Below are 22,173 nucleotides of genomic sequence, written 5' to 3' on the forward strand. Positions count from 1 at the left end.
AGAGATACCTAGGTATAGCTATGCGTGGACAGGGGTGTACAGGCTGCCTACCGTGGCTCACACAACTGACCCCCGCGGCCGCGACGAACGGCCCGGGGGCATGGACGACGCTTTCGAGGAGCATCGACATGGCAGAGCCTATGCAGGACACCCCCGCCCCGACCATCCCCAGCTCATTCGCCTGGTGCTCATGGCACGGCGAGTTCGCCAGCACCTGCCGCCTGGTGCAGATCATCGAGCAGGGCTCCGGCTCCGGCGGCGGCCGGTTCGCCTGTGCCCCCTGCCGAGAGAAGCACGGCCTGGTGCCCGTTGCGGACCAGCCGTGAACCCCGGCTTCGTGAACGCGGCCGAGATGCTGCGGGTGCCCAAGGCGGCCGACCTGCCCGCCGAGCGGGTCGAGGGGAAGCGGTGCGTGTGGTGCGGCGGCCCGGCCTCGATCGAGCTGGGCCCGCGGCTCAGCGTCATCGGCGGGGCGCTGAAGCGGTGGGAGCCGCGCGGCTGCCGCTCCTGCGCAAGGCGTGAGGCCGGGCGGGTCTACGACATCCACGTCACGACGTGCGCCCGCTGCATCCACCGGGACTACTGCCCGGACAGCGCGGCCCTGTACACGCTCGCGCTCCGCAGCCAGAAGAGCGGCTGATCTCCCGCCCGCCCTGCACCCCACGCCGATGGGGGCGGGCGGGATCTGCGGCCCCGGCCTGGCGTCCCCGTCGCCGGCCGGGGCCCATTTCTGCCCAACCTTGGATTCCAAGGTTTGCCCAGGCGGCGCCGAATTGGTCCACATAACCGCAGGTCAGAGCCGCAATACTGGGGCACCAGGAGAACTCTCCGGCGTGATCCATTGAGTGGCGTCATAGTCATAGATTGGGGTTGCCACTGCCGGTGCCCCCGCTGACCAGGAAGGACAGCCGTGCCCGGACCAGGGCCCGCAGCACCCTGTCCCCGCCCGGCGGAACCGTGCCCGCCGCCACCAGTTCGCCGAGCGTGAACGCCCGGGGTCGCACGACGCGCAGCGACAGGCAGGTGCAGCCGACGGCGACCGGGGGCAGCACCGCGTGCAGTCGCGTCCCGTCGGGCAGCCGGGCGTCGGCCCAGGGCCGGGCGTCGTCCAGGCGCCGTCCGGCCACGGCGGCCAGACGCTGTGCGAGGCGCCGTACGGCCGCCGCGTCCGGGAAGGAGACGCCGGTCAGCTCCAGGCCGCCGCCCCGGTCGACCCAGACCCGGTCCGGGGCGGACACCAGGACGTCGGTCACCCTGGGGTCGGTGAGCAAAGGCTCCAGCGGCCCGCTGCCGATCAGCTCGGACCGTAGTTGCTCGGCCGCGCCGAGGACCTCCGCGTCCCCGAGGACCCGCCCCTGTTCGCGGAGCGCCTGAGCCACGCGCGCGGGTGTCGGTTCGGCACCGCTGTCGGCCAGCCACTGCCGGACGCCGTCGAGCAGCGTTCCGGTCCCTCTCACCCGTTCGAGGCCGGGCCGGTCGTTCATGAGCCACCCGCCTCGGTCAGCGCGCGCTCCCAGAACTCCTTGCAGAAGCGGGCGAGGGACCCGCGCGCGGCCGCACCCGGCGGTGCCTTGCCGCCGTCCGGGCGCAGCAGCCCCGACTCGACGGGCACCTCGCCGGCCAGCGGCAGCCCGAGCAGTCGGGCCACCTCGCTGTCGTCGAGTCCGGGCGCGTAGGGGCCGCGCACCGCTACTCGCAGGTCACGCAGCACCATGCCGACCGCGGAGGCCACGCGCTTGCCCGCCGCGACGGCGCGCAGTTCGGCGGGGACCACGAGGAGCCCGAGGTCGAGCTGGGCGAGGACTTCGGCGACTCCGTCATCGATGCGGCGGGGGAGGTCGACGACGACCGTGCCGCCCCGGCGACGGGCAGCCGCCAGCACCGCGCGCACGGCCTGGGGCGCGATGGCGACGCAGTCGCCCCGGTCCCAGCTGAGCACCCGCAGAGAGTGCAGCCTGGGCAGCGACTCCTCCAGGGCGCCGCCTCCGACCCGGCCGCGCGAGGCGGCGAACGCGGGCCAGCGCAGGCCTTCCGCGCTCTCGCCGCCGAGGAGTACGTCGAGTCCGCCGCCCAGCGGATCGGCGTCGACGAGGAGGGTGCGCAGCCCTTCTCGCGCGGAGGTGACGGCCAGGGCGCACGCGAGCGTGGATGCTCCGGCGCCGCCGCGTCCGCCGATGACGCCGATGGTGAGGGCGGGCCTGCCGACGCCCTCGGCTACGTCGGCGATGCGGTCGACCAGCCACTGTTCGCCGTCGGGCAGCATCAGGACGTGGTCGGCGCCGATCTCCACGGCGCGCTGCCACACCCCCGAGTCGTCCTGATCCCGGCCGACGAGGACGACTCCGCGTCTGCGGGCGGCCCCACGGACACGAGGTGCCGCGTCGTCGCCGACCAGGACGAGCGGTGCGGACTCCCAAGTGCCCCGGCGTTCCGGCACCGAGTGGTGCACCTCGGGTGTGGCGCCGGCCGCGGCGCACAGCCGCAGCAGATCGTCGAGGAGTTCCGCGTCCTCCGTGACGATCAGTGGCTTGCCCGGTCCGCCTCCGGCAGTGGGTGGCGGGTCGTGTGTGACGGCTCCGGTCACGATTTCCATCCCCCTTCGCTGCGGGTCGCCCAGTCCCTGCGGCCCCGCGATTCCCATACGTGTGAAGAACCGGCAGCCGGTCTCCATATGAACGGCCGACGGAATCCGGCCGAACGCCTCCGGCAAACGGAACCGGCCCTGTGAAGTCGGCACGAGCGGACGCGTTGGAATCACGGTGCAGCGAACCCGGAAATCGTGTGGATCTTGGTGGAAAACTGTGGACGGGTGGGCAGTTGTGAATATCGCCGTCACCCTTACCGGTGACCCCTGCACCATCTGCTGTGCGACTTCCGCAGCGGAGTCCGACAACTACGCACAGTGACAGCAGGTGGGCATGCGAAAGAGGCGACCGCAGTCGCCTCGGTGCGGCACTGTGGGCCGCGCGCAGAAGGGGAAAACGCATCCGGACATGCGACGACCCCCGCCGGGGGGGAGAGCGGGGGTCGCCTTCACGGCCGACTCGGGGGGGGGGAGGAGCCGGACCGCGTTAGCACGGTCGCGAACGATCCGTGACTTCCATGGTGTACCCGAGAGCCTTCTCAGGCAAACCCACGCGCCCACCTTACGCCGAATGAGCTGCCCCTATGCTCATGGTTGTGGAAAACCACTCCTTGCCCCGCACAGCGGCCTTCTTTGACCTGGACAAGACGGTCATTGCGAAGTCGAGCACGCTCACCTTCAGCAAGTCCTTCTACCAAGGCGGTCTGATCAACCGTAGGGCGGCCCTGCGGACCGCATATGCCCAGTTCGTCTTCCTCGTGGGCGGTATGGACCACGACCAGATGGAACGGACCCGCGAGTACCTGTCCGCCCTCGTGCGCGGCTGGAACGTCCAACAGGTGAAGGAGATCGTGGCCGAGACCCTTCACGACCTGATCGACCCGCTGATCTACGACGAGGCGGCCTCCCTGATCGAGGAGCACCACACGGCCGGCCGTGACGTCGTGATCGTGTCCACGTCGGGCGCCGAGGTGGTCGAACCGATCGGTGAGCTGCTCGGCGCGGACCGCGTGGTCGCCACCCGCATGGTCGTGGGCGAGGACGGCTGCTTCACCGGCGAGGTGGAGTACTACGCCTACGGTCCGACGAAGGCGGAGGCGATCAAGGAGCTGGCGGAGTCCGAGGGGTACGACCTCTCACGCTGTTACGCCTACAGCGACTCGGCGACCGACCTGCCGATGCTGGAGGCGGTGGGGCACCCGCACGCCGTGAACCCGGACCGGGCCCTGCGACGAGAGGCCGTCGCGCGCGCGTGGCCGATTCTCGACTTCCACCGTCCGGTGCGCCTCAAGCAGCGGATTCCCACGTTCTCCGTACCGCCCCGCCCCGCGCTCGTCGCGGCCGCGGCCATAGGAGCGGCGGCAGCCACCGCGGGCCTCGTCTGGTACGCGAACCGGCGCCGTGCGGCGACTGTCTGACCGGGCACCCGCGCGTGGGACGGCCCGTCACCACTGGGTACCGCCCGTTTGAAACCTGTTTGGGAGTAAAGCAAAGAACTGGTGCCAGCACTTCCGCTTATCCCGGCCCAGGAGTACAAAGGACTTAACGGCCCGCGAGACCAAGGACATCCGAGAGGATCACCTTCATAACGCAGTTGGCCCCACGGACCGCGCATGACCACTTGGCACCCACGCGACGTCGACCCGTCGATTACGGGCCAGCCGCACCAGGGACGGGCAAAGTTCCCGACCTGATGGGCAATATATCGAGGACGCTTGGTAACCGGGCGAGCATGCCAGCGGCGGTACGAGAACTCGTACCGCCGCAACCCTTTTCAAAGGCCCCCGCGCGGGGGCCTTTTCCGTGCCCACACCCCTCCTACGAGGCTTACGCCGCCCCGCGCTGCAGCGCCTCGCAGACCGCCGTCGACTCGCGGGCACCCAGCTCGACCGCCCTGCCACAGTGTGCGATCCAGGCCGCCATGCCGTCCGGAGTGCCGGCGACGTAGCCGTCGAGGGCCGCCCCATAGGCCGCCCGCCCCAGCTCGGCGTGCCCCACCTCGGCCGGGCAGACCGACTTGGGGTCGAGGCCGCCGCCGATCAGGACGATGCGCTCGGCGGCCCGCGCGACGAGGCCGTTGTAGGAGACGAAGGGGCGCAGGGCCAGCAGCTCGCCGTGCACCACGGAAGCCGTCACGAGGGCGGGCGCGGAGCCTCCCGCGATGATCAACTCGGACAACCCCTCGAGGCGGCCTGCCACCTCGGCGGCGTCCGGCAGCGGCAGATCGATCAGCGGCTCGTCGACCGTCTCGCCGGCCTGTCGCGGACGTCCGACGTCGTCGCCATTGCTCGCCGCGGCCACCAGATGCAGCCGTGCCAGCACCCGCAGCGGCGACTGCCGCCAGATGGAGAGCAACTGGCCCGCCTCGGCGGACAGCCGCAGAGCCGCGCCCATGACGCGCGCCTCGTCGTCGACACCGAAGTCGGTACGCCGACGCACCTCCTCCAACGCCCAGTCCGCCCCGGACAGGGCTGCCGAGCCGCGGGCACCGCGCAGCGCGGCCTCCGAGGTGATCTCGGTGCTGCGGCGGCGCATGACGCGGTGCCCGTAGACCCGGTCCACGGCCTTGCGCATGGACTCCACGGACTCGGCCACACCGGGCAAGGAGCCCAGGGCCGCGAGCGGATCGGCGGACGCGCCTGTCGTACTCATGAGTACGACACTACGCAACCCACGCCCCCACCCCACGAAGGAGTGGTCTTCTTCACGCATGCCCGCCACGCATCGCTGTCGCCGCACTACTCTTCGTGAACATGAAAATTGCTTTCGTCGGAAAGGGCGGCAGCGGCAAGACCACCCTGTCCTCCCTGTTCGTCCGCCACCTCGTCGCCGACGGCCGGCCCGTGATCGCGGTCGACGCGGACATCAACCAGCACCTGGGCCCCGCCCTCGGTCTCGATGAGGCGGAAGCCGCCGAACTTCCCGCGATGGGCGACCGGCTGCCGCTGATCAAGGACTATCTGCGCGGCTCCAACGCCCGTGTCACCTCCGCCGAGACGATGATCAAGACGACACCGCCCGGCGAGGGCTCCCGGTTGCTGCGGGTGCGCGAGGACAACCCGGTGTACGACGCGTGTGCGCGGCCCGTGGAACTCGACGGCGGCGCCGTCCGTTTGATGGTCACGGGCCCCTTCACGGACGCCGACCTGGGGGTCTCCTGCTACCACTCCAAGACCGGAGCGGTGGAGCTGTGCCTGAACCATCTGGTGGACGGCCGTGACGAGTACGTCGTGGTCGACATGACCGCGGGCTCGGACTCCTTCGCCTCCGGCTTGTTCACCCGCTTCGACATCACGTTCCTCGTCGCCGAGCCGACCCGGAAGGGGGTCTCCGTCTATCGCCAGTACAAGGAGTACGCCCGCGACTTCGGTGTCGGGCTGAAGGTCGTCGGCAACAAGGTGCAGGGCCCGGAAGACGTCGACTTCCTTCGCGCCGAAGTGGGGGACGACCTGCTCGTGACGGTCGGGCACTCGGACTGGGTGCGCGCCATGGAGAAGGGCCGGCCGCCCCGTTTCGAGCTCCTGGAGGACATCAACCGTCAGGCCCTGCGCCTCCTTCGGACGACGGTCGACTCGGCGTACGACAGGCGTGACTGGGAGCGGTACACACGGCAGATGGTGCACTTCCATCTGAAGAACGCCGAGTCCTGGGGCAACGAACGCACCGGGGCCGACCTGACGGAACAGATCGACCCCGGGTTCGTCCTCGGCGAAAGCCTCACGGCCTCCGTCTGACGGCCTTGGCGGGCGGAGCCTTGGCGGTGAAGGGAGTTGGCGGTGACGTCCGCCGATCCGGGTGTCTACCGCTTGACCGCCGGAGCCCCGGGCACACCCTTCGGCGCCGGGGCCGGCCTACCGTGCAGGAAGGACGCCCAGCCGGGCTTCGGGGCCTCGCCCACCTCCAGGGTGCGCAGCTTGGCCAGGGTCTTCGGGTCCTGGGCGTCCAGCCAGTCGGCGAGCTGCCGGAAGGACACGCAGCGCACGTCCGGCTTGTTGCAGACGCTCTCGACGACCTCCTCGACGGCGCGCATGTACGTGCCGCCGTTCCAGGACTCGAAGTGGTTGCCGATGATCAGCGGTGCGCGGTTGCCGTCATAGGCCCGGTCGAAGCCGCTGAGCAGGCCGTCACGCATCTGGTCGCCCCAGAACTTCCGCTTGGCGGGGTTGCCCTGGGTTTTGGTGCCGGACTGGTTGACCATGAAGTTGTAGTCCATGGTGAGCTGCTCGAAGGTGTGGCCGGGGAAGGGCACGAGCTGCATCGACAGATCCCACAAGCCCTCCTTCTTGCCGGGCCACACCTGGTTGTTGACGCCGCTGGTGTCGTAGCGGAAGCCCAGTTCGCGGGCGGCCTTCATGAAGTTCTCCTGGCCCTCGAGGCACGGAGTGCGGGCGCCGATGAGCTCCTTGTCGTAGTCGAAGGGCAGCGGCGCCGCGTTCTTCATGCCGGTGTTGGTCTTCCAGGTCCTCACGAACTGCTTGGCCTGGGCGATCTCCTCCTTCCACTCCTCGACCGACCACTGGCCGACGCCGCCGTTCGCCCCGCAGAAGTGGCCGTTGAAGTGGGTTCCGATCTCGTTGCCCTCCAGCCACGCCAGGCGCAGCTGCTTCACGGTGTCGGCGATGCCCCGCTCGTCGTTGAAGCCGATGTCGGAGCGGCCCGGCGAGTGCTGCGGCGGCTTGTACAGGTCGGCCTTCTCCTTCGGCAGCATGTACACGCCGCTGAGGAAATACGTCATCGTCGCGTTGTTGGCCTTGGACACCTTGCGGAAGTGCGAGAACAGTTGCTGACTGTCCTCGCCGGCACCGTCCCAGGAGAAGACCACGAACTGCGGCGGTTTCTGGCCCGGCTTCAGTCGCTCGGGGCGGAGCAGGTGGGGCTGCGCTCCGGTGTACGCGGTGGAGCCGTCGCCGATCAGCCGGACCACGCTCTTGGGAACGGCCGGCGCCGGTTTGACCTTCTGCGGACCCGGCACTCCCTCCTCGGAACCGTCGGAGCCCCCGGTTCCCGTTGCACATCCGGCGAGCGATGCGGCGACAGCCGCGGCGACCACTGCGCCCGCTGCGATCCTCTGGGTGGCGGCCATCTTCCGCCCACCTTCTTCCTTCTCTCGGCCAACGCCGACGAGGGCGTTCTCTGGTGACGCGCCGGGACGACCGGCGGCGCCGTCAAGGTCGCACGGAGCCGAGAAGGAATTAGTACGACAAGCCGACAAAAAGGCCACTTCACTCTCGCGGGTGATTAACTGCCCCATTTGCCCTAAAAATCCAGGCTTGACCTTTACTCTGCATTACGATCTGTTTACCGAGCGTTGAATTCATCCCGCCGCTGCACGCCGTGACCCACGGCCGCGACCGCCCCCGACCTGGCCGGGGGACCACATGTTCCGCGACCGCGCTGCCCCGGAGGAGACGGGAACCATGTCCGCCTGCGCCCCCACCCGCACTGCCCACTCGACGCCCACCGAGCGCGTCCACCAGCCCCACAACCCCCCACCTGCCCCCCACCGACGCTTCCGCATCGCGGGCGCCGACGTGTCCGCATCGATCGCGGTCTTCCTGATCGCCCTGCCCCTGTCCCTCGGCATCGCTCTCGCCACCGGCGCACCCCTCCAGGCCGGCCTCGTCGCCGCGGCCGCGGGCGGGATCGTCGCCGGCTGGATCGGCGGCGCACCGCTCCAGGTCAGCGGCCCCGCGGCCGGCCTGACCGTGGTCACCGCCGATCTCATCCAGCGCTACGGCTGGCGGACCACCTGCGCCATCACCGTCCTCGCCGGGCTCGCCCAACTGGCTCTCGGCTGCCTGCGCGTGGCGCGCACCGCCCTCGCCGTCAGCCCCGCCATCGTGCACGGCATGCTCGCCGGCATCGGCGTCACCATCGCCGTCGCCCAACTGCACGTGGTCCTCGGCGGCAACCCCCAGAGTTCGGTGCTCGACAACCTCCGTGCCCTGCCCGCCCAATTGGCCGGTCTGCAGCCCGCAGCCGTGGCCGTGAGCGCGCTGACCCTGACCCTCCTGCTGCTCTGGCCGCGCATCCCCGGCCGGGTGGGCCGCCTGCTGCACAAGGTTCCTGCCGCACTGGTCGCGGTCACGGGCGCCACCGCCACCGCCGCGCTCACGGGCCTCACCCTGCCCAAGGTGGACCTGCCGTCCTGGAGCAGTCATGCGCTGGCCGGGCTGCCGGAGGGACCGGTGCTCGGGCTCGTCGCCGCCGTCCTCACCACCACGCTGGTGTGCAGCGTGCAGTCGCTGCTCGGCGCGGTCGCCGTGGACAAGCTGATCGCCTCGCGCCCCGGTCTGCTCAACTCCCGCTCCGCCCGTGTCGGCCGCGCCGACCTGAACCGCGAACTCCTGGGCCAGGGCACGGCCAACATCGTCTCCGGAGCACTCGGCGGACTGCCCGTGGCGGGCGTCGCCGTGCGCAGTTCGGCGAATGTCCAAGCAGGTGCCGTGAGCCGGAACTCCACGATGCTGCACGGCGTTCTCGTAGTAGTCGCCGCGCTGCTGATGGTCCCGATCCTGGATCTGATCCCGCTCGCCTCACTCGCCGCCCTGGTGATGGCCGTCGGCATCCAGATGGTGTCCCTGCACCACATCCGCACGGTGACCCGCCACCGAGAGGTGCTGGTGTACGTCGTCACCACCCTCGGCGTGGTGTTCCTCGGCGTCCTGGAGGGCGTGACACTCGGCATCGCCGTGGCCGTGGCCGTCGCTCTGCACCGCCTCACCCGCACCCGTATCACGCACCACGAGAAGGAGGGAGTCCACCACGTACATGTGAGAGGTCAGTTGACCTTCCTCGCCGTGCCGCGGCTCAGCCGCATCCTGCATCTCGTGCCTCACGGCACCCATGTCGTCGTCGAGTTGGACGGCTCCTTCATGGACCACGCGGCGTACGAGTCCCTGCAGGACTGGCAGAAGACACACACCGCCCAAGGCGGCGCCGTGGAGCTGACCGGCCGCCGCTCCGGCACGGGGCTCGGCACGGGAGCCGGCATGGAGCCGGACACCCAGACGGACGCCGGCTCCGGCAGCCCAACCGGCGCCGGCACGAGCACCCACGCCCACGCCGGTACCGGCATCAACACCGGCCCTGGTGTCAACGTCACGGAACGGGACTGGGCCGCTCCCCGACTTCTCGACCCCGCTCGCGCCGGAGAGGTCCCGATCGCCGACTGCCGCTGCCGTCCCTGGACGCCGTGGCGCAACCACCAGTGCGAAGTCCCGCAAGGAGCGACGCACACACCTTGGACAGCACCGACACCACACCCGGTGGACGCGTCGGAAGCAGCCCGCCCAGCCGAACCGGCCGAAGCGACACATGCAGCGGCAGGGCCGTTCGGGACGGCTCACAGAAAGGAGACCGCGGAGTCCACCGAGCCCGAGTCGGCGGCGCCGAGCAGGCCGGGCCGGCCCGAGCAGACGAGGCACGAAACGCGGAAGGGGCAGGCGGGGCAGCGGGCCGTCGAGCCGAGTGGGCATCAACTGATGCGTGGCATCAGCGCGTTCCAGCGCAACACCGCTCCACTGGTACGGGGTGAACTGGCGCGGCTGGCCCGGGAGGGTCAACGGCCCACCCAGCTCTTCCTCACCTGCGCCGACTCACGGCTGGTCACCTCGATGATCACCTCCAGTGGTCCGGGCGACCTGTTCGTGGTGCGCAACGTGGGCAATCTCGTGCCGCCCCCCGGCGTGGAGAGCGGGGACGACTCGGTGGCGGCCGCGATCGAGTACGCGGTGGACGTACTGAAGGTGCGGTCCATCACGGTGTGCGGGCACTCCGGATGCGGGGCGATGCAGGCGCTGCTCGACACCGAACCCGGCGGTGCTCGGACCCCCCTGAAGCGGTGGCTGCGACACGGTGTGCCGAGCCTGGAGCGGATGGCCGACGACCGCCCCAACGTCCGACTCATCGGGCGGGCGCCGGCGGACGCGGTCGAGCAGCTCTGCCTGACCAACGTGGTCCAGCAGCTGGAGCACCTGCGGGCCCACGAGTCGGTGGCACGAGCGCTGCGGAGCGGGGCGCTGGAGCTGCACGGGCTGTACTTCCACGTGGGCGAGGCGCAGGCGTACCTGCTCACCGAGGCGACCGCGGGCGGCGGCGAGCTGTTCGGACACGTGGGGGAGGCGCACCTGTCGGCCTGAACCGGCGCGACGTCTTCCCGCCGACCGGGCACCTCCTGGCCGACCGGACGCCCCCCAGCCGTCCAAGCATTCACCCCCGACCGACCAGGCACCTCCAAGTCGACCAGGCACCTCCAGACCGACCGGCACCTCCAGACCGACCAGCACCTCCAGGCAGATCAGGCGTCTTCCTGTCGACCATGCGCCTCCCGGTGGAGAGTCGCTACCGCGTCGCTCCCGCCCCGCACTCGCCGGGGCGGGATGTGAAAGGCGTTACATCCGCTGAACTCCGTCCGCCGCGTATCCGTGGGTACGGATGACCCCGGGGACGCCGCCCAGGGGATGGCCCATGGGGACGGCCCCCGGCCACCGGCAGCCGGGTCGAGAGGCGCGACCTCAACAGGTCTAAACCAATTTTTCGTCGGCCCTTGTCACCGGCCCCCTGGGTCTGATGAGCTGTGGCCTGGGACACAACGGACACGGACACCCTTCGAAAGGGAGATGTCGTGAGCAACGAATCCTTGGCCAACCTGCTCAAGGAAGAGCGCAGGTTCGCGCCGCCCGCCGATCTGGCGGCCGACGCCAACGTCACGGCGGAGGCGTACGAACAGGCCAAGGCTGACAGGCTCGGCTTCTGGGCCGAGCAGGCCCGTCGGCTGACCTGGGCCAAGGAGCCGACCGAGACGCTGGACTGGTCGAACCCGCCGTTCGCCAAGTGGTTCAAGGACGGCGAACTCAACGTCGCCTACAACTGCGTCGACCGGCATGTGGAGGCCGGGCACGGGGACCGGGTCGCCATCCACTTCGAGGGCGAGCCCGGCGACAGCCGTGCCATCACCTACGCCGAGCTCAAGGACGAGGTGTCCAAGGCCGCCAACGCCTTGTCCGAACTGGGAGTTCAGAAGGGCGACCGGGTCGCCGTATACATGCCGATGATTCCGGAGACAGCGGTCGCGATGCTGGCGTGCGCCCGGATCGGCGCCGCGCACTCCGTCGTCTTCGGCGGCTTCTCGGCCGACGCGCTGGCCACCCGCATCCAGGACGCGGACGCCAAGGTCGTCATCACGTCCGACGGCGGTTACCGGCGCGGCAAGCCGTCCGCGCTGAAGCCGGCCGTCGACGACGCGGCCGACCGCGCCGGCAACGTCGAGCACGTGCTCGTCGTCCGGCGCACAGGTCAGGACGTCGCCTGGAACGACGAGCGCGACGTGTGGTGGCACGAGATCGTCGAGCGGCAGTCGGCCGAGCACACGCCCGAGGCGTTCGAGGCCGAGCACCCGCTGTTCATCCTCTACACCTCCGGCACCACGGGTAAGCCGAAGGGCATCCTGCACACCTCCGGCGGCTACCTCACCCAGACCGCGTACACGCACAACGCGGTCTTCGACCTCAAGCCGGAGACCGACGTCTACTGGTGCACGGCCGACGTCGGCTGGGTCACCGGGCACTCGTACATCGTCTACGGGCCGCTGGCGAACGGCGCGACCCAGGTCATGTACGAGGGCACGCCCGACACCCCGCACCAGGGCCGCTTCTGGGAGATCGTGCAGAAGTACGGGGTGACGATCCTGTACACGGCGCCGACCGCCATCCGCACGTTCATGAAGTGGGGCGACGACATCCCCGCCAAGTTCGATCTCGGCAGCCTGCGCGTGCTCGGCTCGGTCGGTGAGCCGATCAACCCCGAGGCCTGGATCTGGTACCGCAAGCACATCGGCGGTGACCGGACGCCCATCGTCGACACCTGGTGGCAGACCGAGACCGGCGCGATGATGATCTCGCCGCTGCCGGGCGTCACCGCGACCAAGCCCGGTTCCGCGCAGACCCCGCTGCCCGGCATCTCGGCGACAGTCGTCGACGACGAGGCCAACGAGGTACCGAACGGCGGCGGTGGCTATCTGGTCCTGACCGAGCCGTGGCCGTCGATGCTGCGCACCATCTGGGGCGACGACCAGCGGTTCCTCGACACGTACTGGTCGCGCTTCGAGGGCAAATACTTCGCCGGCGACGGGGCGAAGAGGGACGACGACGGCGACATCTGGCTCCTCGGCCGCGTCGACGACGTGATGCTCGTGTCCGGCCACAACATCTCCACCACGGAGGTCGAGTCGGCGCTCGTGTCCCACCCGTCCGTCGCCGAGGCGGCGGTCGTCGGCGCGGCGGACGAGACCACCGGGCAGGCCATCGTCGCCTTCGTCATCCTCCGTGGCACGGCGAACGCCGAGGACGAGCAGCTCGTCGCCGACCTGCGCAACCATGTCGGCACCGCGCTCGGCCCGATCGCCAAGCCGAAGCGGATCATGCCGGTCGCGGAGCTGCCGAAGACGCGCTCCGGCAAGATCATGCGCCGGCTGCTGCGGGACGTGGCGGAGAACCGCCAGCTCGGGGACGTCACCACGCTGACCGACTCCACGGTCATGGACCTCATCCAGGCGAAGCTCCCGGCGGCGCCCAGCGAGGACTAGGAACACGGGGACTGGAAGCCCGTCGATGAGGGCACCCGGCGACGAGCGCGCCGGGTGCCCTCACCGCATCTATCGTGGGCTTTACCGTGGAATCAGCGAATCCCGTAACGCCGCACCTTAGGTAAACTAAACAAAAAAGCTCAACCTCAGGTGCGCCGGGAAGTCTGGTCGGCATGTGCTCCGTCCTGCCCACCGACCGGAGGTCTCCCCTGTGACCGTGCCGCGCAACACCACCCCCCGCAAGGTCTTCGGACGCCTGTCCCTCCCCGAGCGCAACTTCGTCGCGGAGGCGCTGCGCACCGAGACCGTCGGCGGTGTGCTGCTGCTCGTCGCGGCCGTCTCCGCGTTGATCTGGGCGAACGTGCCCGGGCTGCACGACAGCTACGAGAGTGTCAGCCACCTCCATCTCGGCCCGGAGGCCCTCGGCCTGCATCTCTCCGTCGCTCACTGGGCGGCCGACGGCCTGCTCGCGATCTTCTTCTTCGTCGCCGGCATCGAACTCAAACGAGAACTCGTCGCCGGTGATCTCAAGGATCCCAGGGCCGCGGCGCTTCCCGTCGTGGCCGCGCTGTGCGGGATGGCCGTGCCCGCGCTCGTCTACACGCTCACCAGCCTCACCGGCGGCGGCTCTCTCGGCGGTTGGGCCGTACCCACGGCCACCGACATCGCGTTCGCACTCGCCGTGCTCGCCGTCATCGGCACGTCCCTGCCGAGCGCGCTGCGCGCCTTCCTGCTCACCCTCGCGGTCGTCGACGACCTGTTCGCGATTCTGATCATCGCGGTCTTCTTCACGAGCACCATCGATTTCGTGGCGCTGGGCGGCGCGGCGGTCGGCCTCCTCGCGTTCTGGCTGCTGCTGCGCGGGGGCGTCCACGGCTGGTACATCTACGTCCCCCTCGCGCTCGTCATCTGGGCGTTGATGTACAACAGCGGCGTCCACGCCACCATCGCCGGCGTGGCGATGGGCCTGATGCTGCGCTGCACCACGCGCGAGGGCGAGGAACACTCCCCCGGCGAGCGGATCGAGCACCTCGTCCGACCTTTCTCCGCCGGTCTCGCGGTGCCGCTGTTCGCCCTGTTCAGCGCGGGTGTGGCGCTCTCGGGCGACGCGCTCGGGGACGTGTTCGGCAAACCGGAGACCCTGGGGGTCGTCCTGGGTCTCGTCGTCGGCAAGACGGTCGGCATCTTCGGCGGAACCTGGCTGACCGCCCGCTTCACCCGCGCCTCGCTGAGCGAGGACCTCGCCTGGGCGGACGTCTTCGCCGTCGCGGCCCTGGCCGGCATCGGCTTCACCGTCTCGCTGCTGATCGGGGAGCTCGCCTTCGAGGGCGACGCTGTGCTGACCGACGAGGTCAAGGCCTCCGTCCTGGTGGGCTCGCTGATCGCGGCGACCCTCGCGACGGTCCTGCTGAAGCTGCGCAACGCCGAGTACCGCCGGATGTGGGAGGCCGAGGAGCGCGACGACGACCTCGACGGCATCCCGGACGTCTACGAGGAGGACGACCCGGCCTACCACCTGCGTATGGCGGACATCTACGACGGGAAGGCCGCCGAGCACCGCCGCCGAGCCGAGGAGATCGCCCGCGGGAGCGACCGGGAAGAGGCTCGGGGGAATCCTCGGGGGCAGGCTGGGGAGGAGTCCGACACGCGCCACGGTCTTGCCGAAGTGATGGGCGGGACAGGCGAGGAGGACGACCGTCCGGCATGATCTGACGGGACAGTACAAAAGAATCCAGAAGCAGCACGGCAGCCCGAAACTCAGAACACCAGAAGCAGCAGCAGAAGCAGCAGCACGAACAGCAGCAGCAGTAGAAGCAGAAGCAACAGCAGCAGCAACAGGAGAGGGAGAACGCGATGAGCGCACCCGACGGCAGCCCGGTCGGCGCCGAACGCAGCATCGGCCAGCTGTTCGCCTCGGCGACGGCCGAATTGTCGGCGCTGGTGCACGACGAGATCGCGCTGGCGAAGGCGCAGCTGAAGCAGGACGTCAAACGGGGAGCGACGAGCGGTGGGGCGTTCTCGGTGGCCGGCGCGGTCCTGCTGTTCTCCCTTCCGATGCTCAACTTCGCCCTGGCGTACGGCATTCGGACCTGGAGCGACTGGAACCTCGCGATCTGCTTCCTGCTCTCCTTCGCGGCGAACGTGCTCGTCGCGCTCGTCCTCGTCCTGATCGGCGTGGTCTTCGCGAAGAAGGCGCAGAAGAGCAAGGGCCCGCAGAAGGTCGCCGCGTCGATGAAGGCCTCGGCGGGCGTCCTCCAGAACGCCAAGCCGCACCCGCGGCCCGAGCTGCCGCAGGACCGGGTCCCGGAGGCCATCGAGGCTGTGGCACGCTCGTCGTCATGACGGACCCCGCCATTCCTCCGGCCCATCCCGCTTCGGTCGTACGGCCGGACGCCGTCTGCGGCGTGCAGGTCACCCATCGCGAGGTCGCCGCGAACGGTGCCCGCTTCCACATCGCCGAGGTCGGCGACGGTCCGCTGGTCATGCTCGTCCACGGTTTCCCGCAGTTCTGGTGGACGTGGCGGCACCAGCTGGTCGCGCTGGCCGACGCGGGCTTCCGGGCCGTCGCGATGGACCTGCGGGGCGTGGGCGGCAGCGACCGTACGCCGCGCGGCTACGACCCGGCCAACCTCGCCCTCGACATCACCGGCGTGATCCGCTCCCTCGGCGAGCCTGACGCCGCGCTGGTCGGCCACGACCTGGGCGGCTACCTGGCGTGGACGGCGGCCGTGATGCGCCCCAAGCTCGTCCGCAGGCTCGCCGTCGCCTCGATGCCGCATCCGCGGCGCTGGCGCTCGGCGATGCTCGCCGACGTCCGGCAGACGACCGCGAGCTCCCACATCTGGGGGTTCCAGCGGCCGTGGATCCCCGAGCGGCAGCTCACCGCCGACGACGGCGAACTGGTGGGCCGGCTGATCCGGGACTGGTCCGGGCCACGACCGCCGGAGGACGAGGCGGTCGAGACGTACCGGCGCGCCATGTGCATCCCGTCCACCGCGCACTGCTCCGTCGAGCCGTACCGGTGGCTGGTGCGCTCGCTGGGCCGTCCGGACGGCGTCCAGTTCTACCGGCGCATGAAGCGACCCGTGCGCGTACCCACCCTGCATCTGCACGGTTCCCTCGATCCGGTGATGCGCACCCGCAGCGCGGCCGGCTCCGGGGAGTACGTCGAAGCGCCTTACCGCTGGCGGCTGTTCGACGGGCTCGGCCACTTCCCGCACGAGGAGGACCCGGTCGCCTTCTCCACGGAACTCGTCAACTGGCTGAAGGATCCCGAACCCGATCGGTGACCGATCCGTCGCGCCCGGTATCCGGTCCTGAACGTCTGTACGACGAACAGCCAAATGCCCGGCGCATAGGCCAATTGGCCGCTCCGCGGGCGGTTATGGACCTTGGGGCAGGGGCAGACGTCGGGGTATGGGCTGGACGCACGACTACAGTGACGCACCACGCAACCGCCGCTCGGCCAGTGGCCTGAGCCCCCACCAACGAGGTGCCGACCCGCAACTGCCGGGCTCGGACCTCCGGGTGGGCATTCCGCGCATCCTGCGCCGCCGGGCCCGATGGGTCTCGGTCCGCTTGCGTCACCCGCGAGGCTGACCCACCGGCAAAGGACCTCCACAGGACCGCGGGAGGGACTGCCGGGCCCTCTACAGGTGCTTCAGGAGGGGCTTCAGGACCTTCGCAGGGCTCCTAGAGGGCGCAGCTGTCGCTGTCCACCTGCTGGCCCGCTGTACGCCCCTCGTTGATGTCCTGCTGGATCTCGTCCGCGGTGAGGGCGTACCCGGTGTCCGCGTCGTCCAGGGACTTCGCGAAGACCACGCCGTACACCTTGCCGTCGGTGGTGAGCAGCGGACCTCCGGAGTTGCCCTGACGGACCGTCGTGAACAGCGAGTACACGTCACGGCGCACGGTGCCGCGGTGGTAGATGTCCGGGCCGTTGGCCGTGATGCGCCCCCGTACACGCGCGGCACGGACGTCGTACGACCCGTTCTCCGGGAATCCGGCGACGATCGCGTCGTCACCGCTCACCGCGTCCTTGGTGGTGAACTCCAGCGCGGGCGCGTCGAGATCCGGTACGTCCAGGACGGCGATGTCGCGCTTCCAGTCGTACAGGACGACCGTGGCGTCGTACTTGCGGCCGACGCCCCCTATCTGGACGGTGGGTTCGTCGACGCCGCCCACGACGTGCGCGTTGGTCATGACGCGGCGCTCGCCGAAGACGAAACCGGTGCCTTCCAGAACCTTGCCGCAACTCTCCGCGGTGCCCATCACCTTGACGATGGAACGCTGCGCACGCTTGGCCACCGGGCTGTTCGCCAGGGCCGGGTCGGGCGGCCGGACGTCGGTGATCGGCTCGTTGGAGAACGGGCTGAAGACCTGCGGGAAGCCGTTCTGGGCGAGGACGGAGGAGAAGTCGGCGAACCAGGTGTCGGCTTGGGTGGGCAGCGCGTCGGACACCCCGTGCAGCACCTTGGAACTACGGACCTCCTTGCCCAGCGTGGGCAGGGTGGTGCCGGCGAGCGCGGACCCGATCAGCCACGCCACGAGCAGCATCGCCACGACGTTGACCAGCGCGCCGCCCGTCGCGTCCAGCGCGCGGGCCGGGGACCAGGTGATGAACCGGCGCAGCTTGTTGCCGAGGTGGGTGGTGAGGGCCTGGCCGATCGAGGCGCAGACGATCACGACGATGACCGCGACGACGGCGGCCGTGGTGCTCACCTCGGAGTTGTCGGTCAGCGCGTCCCAGATCACGGGGAGCAGGTAGACGGCGACGAGGCCACCCCCCAGAAAACCGATCACCGACAGGATGCCGACGACGAAGCCCTGGCGGTAGCCGACGACCGCGAACCAGACGGCCGCGACCAACAACAGGATGTCCAGCACGTTCACCGCTTCGCGCCTCGCCTCGTCATCTCACACTCACCACAGGTCGGCCGGGGGTCTGGCCGACCGCGAAGCGGCGATGGGACACGATGTCCCCCAGGCAGACACAGCACGGTGGACACCCTGTCATGACCGCCAGTCGAGCGGGACCTGCTTCTCCCGGTCCCAAGGGCGCTCCCAGCCCGCGAAGTGCAGCAGACGGTCGATCACACCGGCCGTGAAACCCCACACAAGGGCGGATTCGACCAGAAATGCCGGGCCGCGATGGCCGCTGGGGTGCACGGTCATGGCCCGGTTGTCCGGGTCCGTGAGATCCGCCACGGGAACCGTGAAGACGCGGGCCGTCTCGCCGGGGTCGACGACGCCCACGGGGCTCGGCTCGCGCCACCAGCCCAGGACCGGGGTGACGACGAAGCCGCTGACCGGGATGTACAGCTTGGGCAGCACACCGAAGAGCTGGACGCCGCCCGGATCGAGCCCGGTCTCCTCCTCGGCCTCGCGCAGGGCGGCCCGAAGTGGCCCGTCACCGTGCGGGTCGCCGTCCTCCGGGTCGAGGGCACCGCCCGGGAAGGACGGCTGGCCGGCGTGCGAGCGCAGGGAGCTCGCGCGCTCCATGAGCAGCAGCTCGGGCCCGCGCTCGCCCTCGCCGAACAGGATCAGGACGGCCGACTGGCGCCCCGCGCCGTTCTCCGGGGGCAGGAAGCGGCTGAGCTGGAGAGGTTGGACCGTCTCCACGGCGTGCACCACCGGGTCCAGCCAGGCGGGCAGGCCCTCCTTGCTGAGCGCCACCGCACCGCCCTGCGTATTGCTCGCGCGTGTCATCGCCACACCACCCCCCGTTCTGCCTCGTCCAACGCCCGGGAACCGACAGATCGTTCCGCGGACCATCCCCCGATCGAGTGTGTCCTGCGGGCCAGGCGTGCCGGGCGGGCCATGCTTCCCGTGCGCGCCACAGGTATGCGCATGGCCGGCTGCCCGGCGCCGAACGACCGCCCTGCGTCGACCGCACGCCCGGCGCCGATCCGTGCACCGTTTTCCGGCTGTGTGCCGTGTTCTGCCTGTGCACAGTGTTCCGGCTGTGCACAGTGTTCCGGCTGTGTGCCGTGTTCTGCCTGTGCACCGTGTTCCGGCTGTGCACCCTCTTCTGCCGCCCGTGCACGTCGTTCAGCCCGTGCTTCCCGTCCGGCCCGGGCCGCCGTCGGCCCTTCCGTCATCCGGCCCCCAGCGGCGGGGCCGGCCTGCCGCCCGCGTCCAGATAGGACTGGGGCGGGTTCAGACGCTGGCCGGGGAAGCCGCCCTTCTCGTACTTCAGGAGCTTCTTCGCCTTCTCCGGATCCGTCTCGCCCTCGCCGTACGCCGGGCAGACCGGGGCGATGGGGCAGGCGCCGCAGGCGGGCTTGCGGGCGTGGCAGATGCGGCGCCCATGGAAGATCACGTGGTGCGAGAGCATCGTCCAGTCGCTCTTGGGGAAGAGCGCGCCGACGGCCGCCTCGATCTTGTCGGGCTCGGTCGCCTCGGTCCACCGCCAGCGCCGTACGAGCCGCTGGAAGTGCGTGTCCACGGTGATCCCGGGCCGCCCGAACGCGTTCCCCAGCACCACGAAGGCGGTCTTGCGGCCGACGCCGGGCAGTTTGACCAGGTCCTCGAGCCGGCCCGGGACCTCCCCGCCGAACTCCTCCACCAGGGCCTTGGAGAGGCCCATCACCGACTTGGTCTTGGCGCGGAAGAAGCCGGTGGGGCGGAGGATCTCCTCGACCTCCTCCGGGTCCGCGGCGGCCAGATCCTCGGGGGTGGGGTACCTGGCGAAGAGGGCGGGGGTCGTCTGGTTCACCCGGAGGTCGGTGGTCTGGGCGGACAGGACCGTGGCGACCACCAGCTGGAAGGGGTTCTCGAAGTCCAGCTCGGGGTGGGCGTAGGGGTAGATCTCGGCGAGCTCGCGGTTGATGCGGCGGGCGCGGCGGACGAGAGCGGTACGGGACTCGGGCTTCCTGCCGGCGCCGACACCCTCGACTGCGGCACGCCTGCCCGCGGCGCCCCCGCTCGTGATGTCCTCGGTTCTGGCGTTCTTCGTCGCGACCCTTTTGGCTGCGACCTTCTCGACGGCCGCTTTCCCACCGTCGGCCGCTTTCTTCGCAGGCATCTCGTTTGTCACCTTTGCCGTTTTCTTACCACCGCCGGGGTCCTGTTCGCCCACAGCGGAAACGCGACGTGCAACCACCCGCCCAGCTCCCTCGGCCTGTGCTCCCACCGGCGATTTGGACACTCGGCCAGCCTAAAGCCCGGCGCTGACATCCGCCCCGGACCCTGAAGAGCAGCCCCCAATTGGACCCCTGCCGCTTACCCCGGGACACGTGTGCGGCATCCTTGTGACAGATCACACTGTTTGGACCGTCCAGCAAAATGGGGAACACGGTCCCCTGGTAAGCGGGGGAGCAAGATCCCCTGAGCAGGTCGACAAGGAGATAACTCGTGGACGACGTTCTGCGGCGCAACCCGCTCTTCGCGGCACTCGACGACGAGCAGGCCGCGGAACTGCGCGCCTCCATGAGCGAGGTGACCCTGGCTCGCGGCGACTCCCTCTTCCACGAGGGCGATCCGGGCGACCGGCTCTACGTCGTCACCGAGGGCAAGGTCAAACTCCACCGCACGTCCCCGGACGGCCGGGAGAACATGCTCGCCGTGGTGGGCCCCAGCGAGCTCATCGGAGAGCTGTCGCTCTTCGACCCGGGCCCGCGCACGGCGACGGCCACCGCCCTCACCGAGGTCAAGCTCCTCGGCCTCGGCCACGGCGACCTCCAGCCCTGGCTGAACGCCCGCCCCGAGGTGGCCACCGCACTGCTGCGCGCCGTCGCCCGGCGCCTGCGCAAGACCAACGACGCGATGTCCGACCTGGTCTTCTCGGACGTCCCCGGTCGGGTGGCCCGTGCCCTGCTGGACCTCTCCCGCCGCTTCGGTGTGCAGTCCGAAGAAGGCATCCACGTCGTCCATGACCTGACGCAGGAGGAGCTGGCCCAGCTCGTCGGCGCGTCGCGCGAGACCGTGAACAAGGCGCTGGCGGACTTCGCCCAGCGCGGGTGGCTGCGCCTGGAGGCGCGAGCGGTCATCCTGCTCGACGTGGAGCGACTGGCCAAGCGGTCACGCTAGGCGCCGGCCGCTGTCCGAGAGGTCAGGTCGGTCGGTGTGACCGTCCCTGGGGGCTACCGCCCCCAGGCCCCGCTTCGGCCCCTCGATGGGCCTCGACCTCGATCCGGACCAGCTGGTCGGCACAGTGGTCGCATGACTGAAGCGATTCCCTTCCGCGGCCTCGACTCCCAGGGACACATCGCTCGCGAGGGCTCCCTCGCGCGCGTGGCGCACGCGTTCCGGCCGGTCGTCGCAGCGGCAAGCGACCGGATCCCGGACCTCTTCGGAACGCGGCTGCACAGCGCGTACCTCTATGGGTCGATCCCGCGCGGCACCGCGCGCGTGGGCCGCAGCGATCTGGACCTCCTGGTCGTCCTGCGCGAGGAACCGACCGACGCGGACCGGGCCGGCTGCCGCGCGCTCGACCAGGCCCTCGACGAGGAGTTCCCGCAGATCGACGGCGGCGGGACGCTGCTCGTCGGCCACGCGCGCGTGCTGAGCGACCTGGAGAGGCACGACCTGGGATGGTTCCTGGCCTGCCTGTGCACACCGCTGCTCGGGGAGGACCTCGCCGAGCGGCTCCCCCGCTACCGCCCGGACTCCCTGCTCGCGCGCGAGACCAACGGGGACCTCGCCCTGCTCCTGCCGCGCTGGCGGGACCGCGTCTCCTCGGCGGACGACTCCGAGGATGCCCTGCGGCCTCTCGTCCGCTTCATGTCCCGGCGCCTGGTGCGCACCGCGTTCACGCTCGTCATGCCCCGCTGGAACGGCTGGACGAGCGACCTGCACGAGATGGCGGAGGCCTTCGGCGCCTACTACCCGCAGCGCGCGGAGCAGCTGCGGGCGGCGGCCGTCCACGGGTACGAGCCGCGGGGCGACCGCGCCGTCCTCTCGTCCTACGTCGACGACCTCGGCCCCTGGCTCGCCGACGAGTACGCGCGCGTGCACGGCGTGAAGGCCCACAGGCCCGAGGAGGCCTGACCTGAGAGGTCCG

At 70.2% G+C, this 22,173-nt stretch carries 18 protein-coding genes and 1 pseudogene; 12 read left to right on the forward strand and 7 right to left on the reverse strand.

From position 1 onward, the window contains the following. Positions 1-128 precede the first annotated feature (128 nt). Entirely contained in the window at positions 129-326 is a 198-nt protein-coding gene (locus tag ACIPFH_RS20850) for a hypothetical protein (RefSeq protein ID WP_401828312.1), read from the forward strand. Then, a complete protein-coding gene (locus tag ACIPFH_RS20855; protein WP_401828314.1) occupies positions 323-640 on the forward strand; it encodes a hypothetical protein in 318 nt (105 codons plus the stop codon). The genes ACIPFH_RS20850 and ACIPFH_RS20855 overlap by 4 nt, the downstream gene beginning before the upstream one ends. 220 nt (positions 641-860) lie before the next feature. Here the strand turns inward: ACIPFH_RS20855 and ACIPFH_RS20860 are convergent. Further along, a pseudogene (locus tag ACIPFH_RS20860) lies at positions 861-1,484 on the reverse strand (ATPase, T2SS/T4P/T4SS family); the annotation flags it as partial. Then, positions 1,481-2,593 (reverse strand): septum site-determining protein Ssd, encoded by a 1,113-nt coding sequence (gene ssd / locus ACIPFH_RS20865; RefSeq protein ID WP_401828315.1) that lies wholly within the window; start codon positions 2,591-2,593, stop codon positions 1,481-1,483. The pseudogene ACIPFH_RS20860 and the gene ssd, both read right to left, overlap by 4 nt. A 575-nt stretch (positions 2,594-3,168) precedes the next feature. Here ssd and ACIPFH_RS20870 point away from each other — a divergent pair. Then, positions 3,169-4,002: an HAD family hydrolase gene (locus ACIPFH_RS20870; RefSeq protein ID WP_401828317.1), complete on the forward strand. Its 834-nt coding sequence runs from the start codon at positions 3,169-3,171 to the stop codon at positions 4,000-4,002. A gap of 409 nt (positions 4,003-4,411) precedes the next feature. On the opposite strand, the gene ACIPFH_RS20875 is transcribed toward ACIPFH_RS20870, so the two are convergent. After that, the gene (locus ACIPFH_RS20875) at positions 4,412-5,236 is read right to left on the reverse strand and encodes an oxidoreductase (protein WP_401828318.1); all 825 of its coding nucleotides are present in this window, start codon (positions 5,234-5,236) and stop codon (positions 4,412-4,414) included. A 101-nt stretch (positions 5,237-5,337) separates the two neighbouring features. Here ACIPFH_RS20875 and ACIPFH_RS20880 point away from each other — a divergent pair, with 101 nt between their 5' ends. Next, a complete protein-coding gene (locus ACIPFH_RS20880) occupies positions 5,338-6,318 on the forward strand; it encodes an ATP-binding protein (RefSeq protein WP_401828319.1) in 981 nt (326 codons plus the stop codon). Positions 6,319-6,383: 65 nt separating this feature from the next. Here ACIPFH_RS20880 and ACIPFH_RS20885 read toward each other — a convergent pair whose 3' ends face one another. Beyond that, a complete protein-coding gene (locus tag ACIPFH_RS20885; protein WP_401828321.1) occupies positions 6,384-7,667 on the reverse strand; it encodes a hypothetical protein in 1,284 nt (427 codons plus the stop codon). A gap of 334 nt (positions 7,668-8,001) precedes the next feature. On the opposite strand from ACIPFH_RS20885, the gene ACIPFH_RS20890 reads away from it, so the two are divergent. The 6 genes from ACIPFH_RS20890 to ACIPFH_RS20915 all read left to right on the forward strand — a co-directional run bounded on the left by ACIPFH_RS20890 (position 8,002) and on the right by ACIPFH_RS20915 (position 16,769). Beyond that, positions 8,002-10,725 (forward strand): bifunctional SulP family inorganic anion transporter/carbonic anhydrase, encoded by a 2,724-nt coding sequence (locus ACIPFH_RS20890; protein WP_401828322.1) that lies wholly within the window; start codon positions 8,002-8,004, stop codon positions 10,723-10,725. A gap of 485 nt (positions 10,726-11,210) precedes the next feature. Then, entirely contained in the window at positions 11,211-13,169 is a 1,959-nt protein-coding gene (gene acs / locus ACIPFH_RS20895; protein ID WP_401828323.1) for an acetate--CoA ligase, read from the forward strand. Positions 13,170-13,380: 211 nt separating this feature from the next. Beyond that, positions 13,381-14,877, forward strand: coding sequence for a Na+/H+ antiporter NhaA (gene nhaA / locus ACIPFH_RS20900; RefSeq protein ID WP_401828324.1), 1,497 nt, complete (start codon positions 13,381-13,383; stop codon positions 14,875-14,877). Positions 14,878-15,023: 146 nt separating this feature from the next. Continuing rightward, positions 15,024-15,512 carry a phage holin family protein gene (locus tag ACIPFH_RS20905; RefSeq protein WP_401828326.1) on the forward strand — a complete coding sequence of 163 codons (489 nt, stop codon included), beginning with the start codon at positions 15,024-15,026 and terminating at the stop codon, positions 15,510-15,512. Beyond that, positions 15,509-16,459 carry an alpha/beta fold hydrolase gene (locus ACIPFH_RS20910; RefSeq protein ID WP_401828328.1) on the forward strand — a complete coding sequence of 317 codons (951 nt, stop codon included), beginning with the start codon at positions 15,509-15,511 and terminating at the stop codon, positions 16,457-16,459. Before ACIPFH_RS20905 ends, ACIPFH_RS20910 begins: the two co-directional genes overlap by 4 nt. 127 nt (positions 16,460-16,586) lie before the next feature. Further along, entirely contained in the window at positions 16,587-16,769 is a 183-nt protein-coding gene (locus ACIPFH_RS20915) for a hypothetical protein (RefSeq protein ID WP_356253398.1), read from the forward strand. A 93-nt stretch (positions 16,770-16,862) separates the two neighbouring features. On the opposite strand, the gene ACIPFH_RS20920 is transcribed toward ACIPFH_RS20915, so the two are convergent. The 3 genes from ACIPFH_RS20920 to nth all read right to left on the reverse strand — a co-directional run bounded on the left by ACIPFH_RS20920 (position 16,863) and on the right by nth (position 20,196). Next, on the reverse strand, positions 16,863-18,062 hold the full coding sequence (locus tag ACIPFH_RS20920) for a MarP family serine protease (protein ID WP_401828330.1): 1,200 nt from the start codon (positions 18,060-18,062) through the stop codon (positions 16,863-16,865). Between the two features lie 120 nt (positions 18,063-18,182). Further along, positions 18,183-18,878 carry an NUDIX hydrolase gene (locus ACIPFH_RS20925; protein WP_401828331.1) on the reverse strand — a complete coding sequence of 232 codons (696 nt, stop codon included), beginning with the start codon at positions 18,876-18,878 and terminating at the stop codon, positions 18,183-18,185. A 388-nt stretch (positions 18,879-19,266) separates the two neighbouring features. Then, positions 19,267-20,196, reverse strand: a complete 930-nt coding sequence (gene nth, locus ACIPFH_RS20930; RefSeq protein ID WP_401828332.1) for an endonuclease III — start codon at positions 20,194-20,196, stop codon at positions 19,267-19,269. Between the two features lie 329 nt (positions 20,197-20,525). Here nth and ACIPFH_RS20935 point away from each other — a divergent pair, with 329 nt between their 5' ends. Together ACIPFH_RS20935 and ACIPFH_RS20940 are read left to right on the forward strand one after the other, a co-directional pair. Next, positions 20,526-21,200: a Crp/Fnr family transcriptional regulator gene (locus ACIPFH_RS20935; RefSeq protein WP_020129286.1), complete on the forward strand. Its 675-nt coding sequence runs from the start codon at positions 20,526-20,528 to the stop codon at positions 21,198-21,200. A 132-nt stretch (positions 21,201-21,332) separates the two neighbouring features. Continuing rightward, on the forward strand, positions 21,333-22,160 hold the full coding sequence (locus ACIPFH_RS20940; protein WP_401828334.1) for a nucleotidyltransferase domain-containing protein: 828 nt from the start codon (positions 21,333-21,335) through the stop codon (positions 22,158-22,160). Positions 22,161-22,173: the final 13 nt, after the last annotated feature.

The sequence above is a fragment of the Streptomyces sp. NPDC088157 genome, assembly GCF_044741545.1.
Lineage (GTDB): Bacteria > Actinomycetota > Actinomycetes > Streptomycetales > Streptomycetaceae > Streptomyces.

Excerpts from the sequence above, each read along its gene's own strand:
- ACIPFH_RS20850 (WP_401828312.1), top strand. The coding sequence starts at position 129 with ATGGCAGAGCCTATGCAGGACACCCCCGCCCCGACCATCCCCAGCTCA.
- ssd (WP_401828315.1), bottom strand. The coding sequence starts at position 2,593 with ATGGAAATCGTGACCGGAGCCGTCACACACGACCCGCCACCCACTGCC.
- ACIPFH_RS20870 (WP_401828317.1), top strand. The coding sequence starts at position 3,169 with ATGCTCATGGTTGTGGAAAACCACTCCTTGCCCCGCACAGCGGCCTTC.
- ACIPFH_RS20875 (WP_401828318.1), bottom strand. The coding sequence starts at position 5,236 with ATGAGTACGACAGGCGCGTCCGCCGATCCGCTCGCGGCCCTGGGCTCC.
- ACIPFH_RS20880 (WP_401828319.1), top strand. The coding sequence starts at position 5,338 with ATGAAAATTGCTTTCGTCGGAAAGGGCGGCAGCGGCAAGACCACCCTG.
- ACIPFH_RS20885 (WP_401828321.1), bottom strand. The coding sequence starts at position 7,667 with ATGGCCGCCACCCAGAGGATCGCAGCGGGCGCAGTGGTCGCCGCGGCT.
- ACIPFH_RS20890 (WP_401828322.1), top strand. The coding sequence starts at position 8,002 with ATGTCCGCCTGCGCCCCCACCCGCACTGCCCACTCGACGCCCACCGAG.
- ACIPFH_RS20905 (WP_401828326.1), top strand. The coding sequence starts at position 15,024 with ATGAGCGCACCCGACGGCAGCCCGGTCGGCGCCGAACGCAGCATCGGC.
- ACIPFH_RS20910 (WP_401828328.1), top strand. The coding sequence starts at position 15,509 with ATGACGGACCCCGCCATTCCTCCGGCCCATCCCGCTTCGGTCGTACGG.
- ACIPFH_RS20915 (WP_356253398.1), top strand. The coding sequence starts at position 16,587 with ATGGGCTGGACGCACGACTACAGTGACGCACCACGCAACCGCCGCTCG.
- ACIPFH_RS20925 (WP_401828331.1), bottom strand. The coding sequence starts at position 18,878 with ATGACACGCGCGAGCAATACGCAGGGCGGTGCGGTGGCGCTCAGCAAG.
- nth (WP_401828332.1), bottom strand. The coding sequence starts at position 20,196 with ATGCCTGCGAAGAAAGCGGCCGACGGTGGGAAAGCGGCCGTCGAGAAG.
- ACIPFH_RS20940 (WP_401828334.1), top strand. The coding sequence starts at position 21,333 with ATGACTGAAGCGATTCCCTTCCGCGGCCTCGACTCCCAGGGACACATC.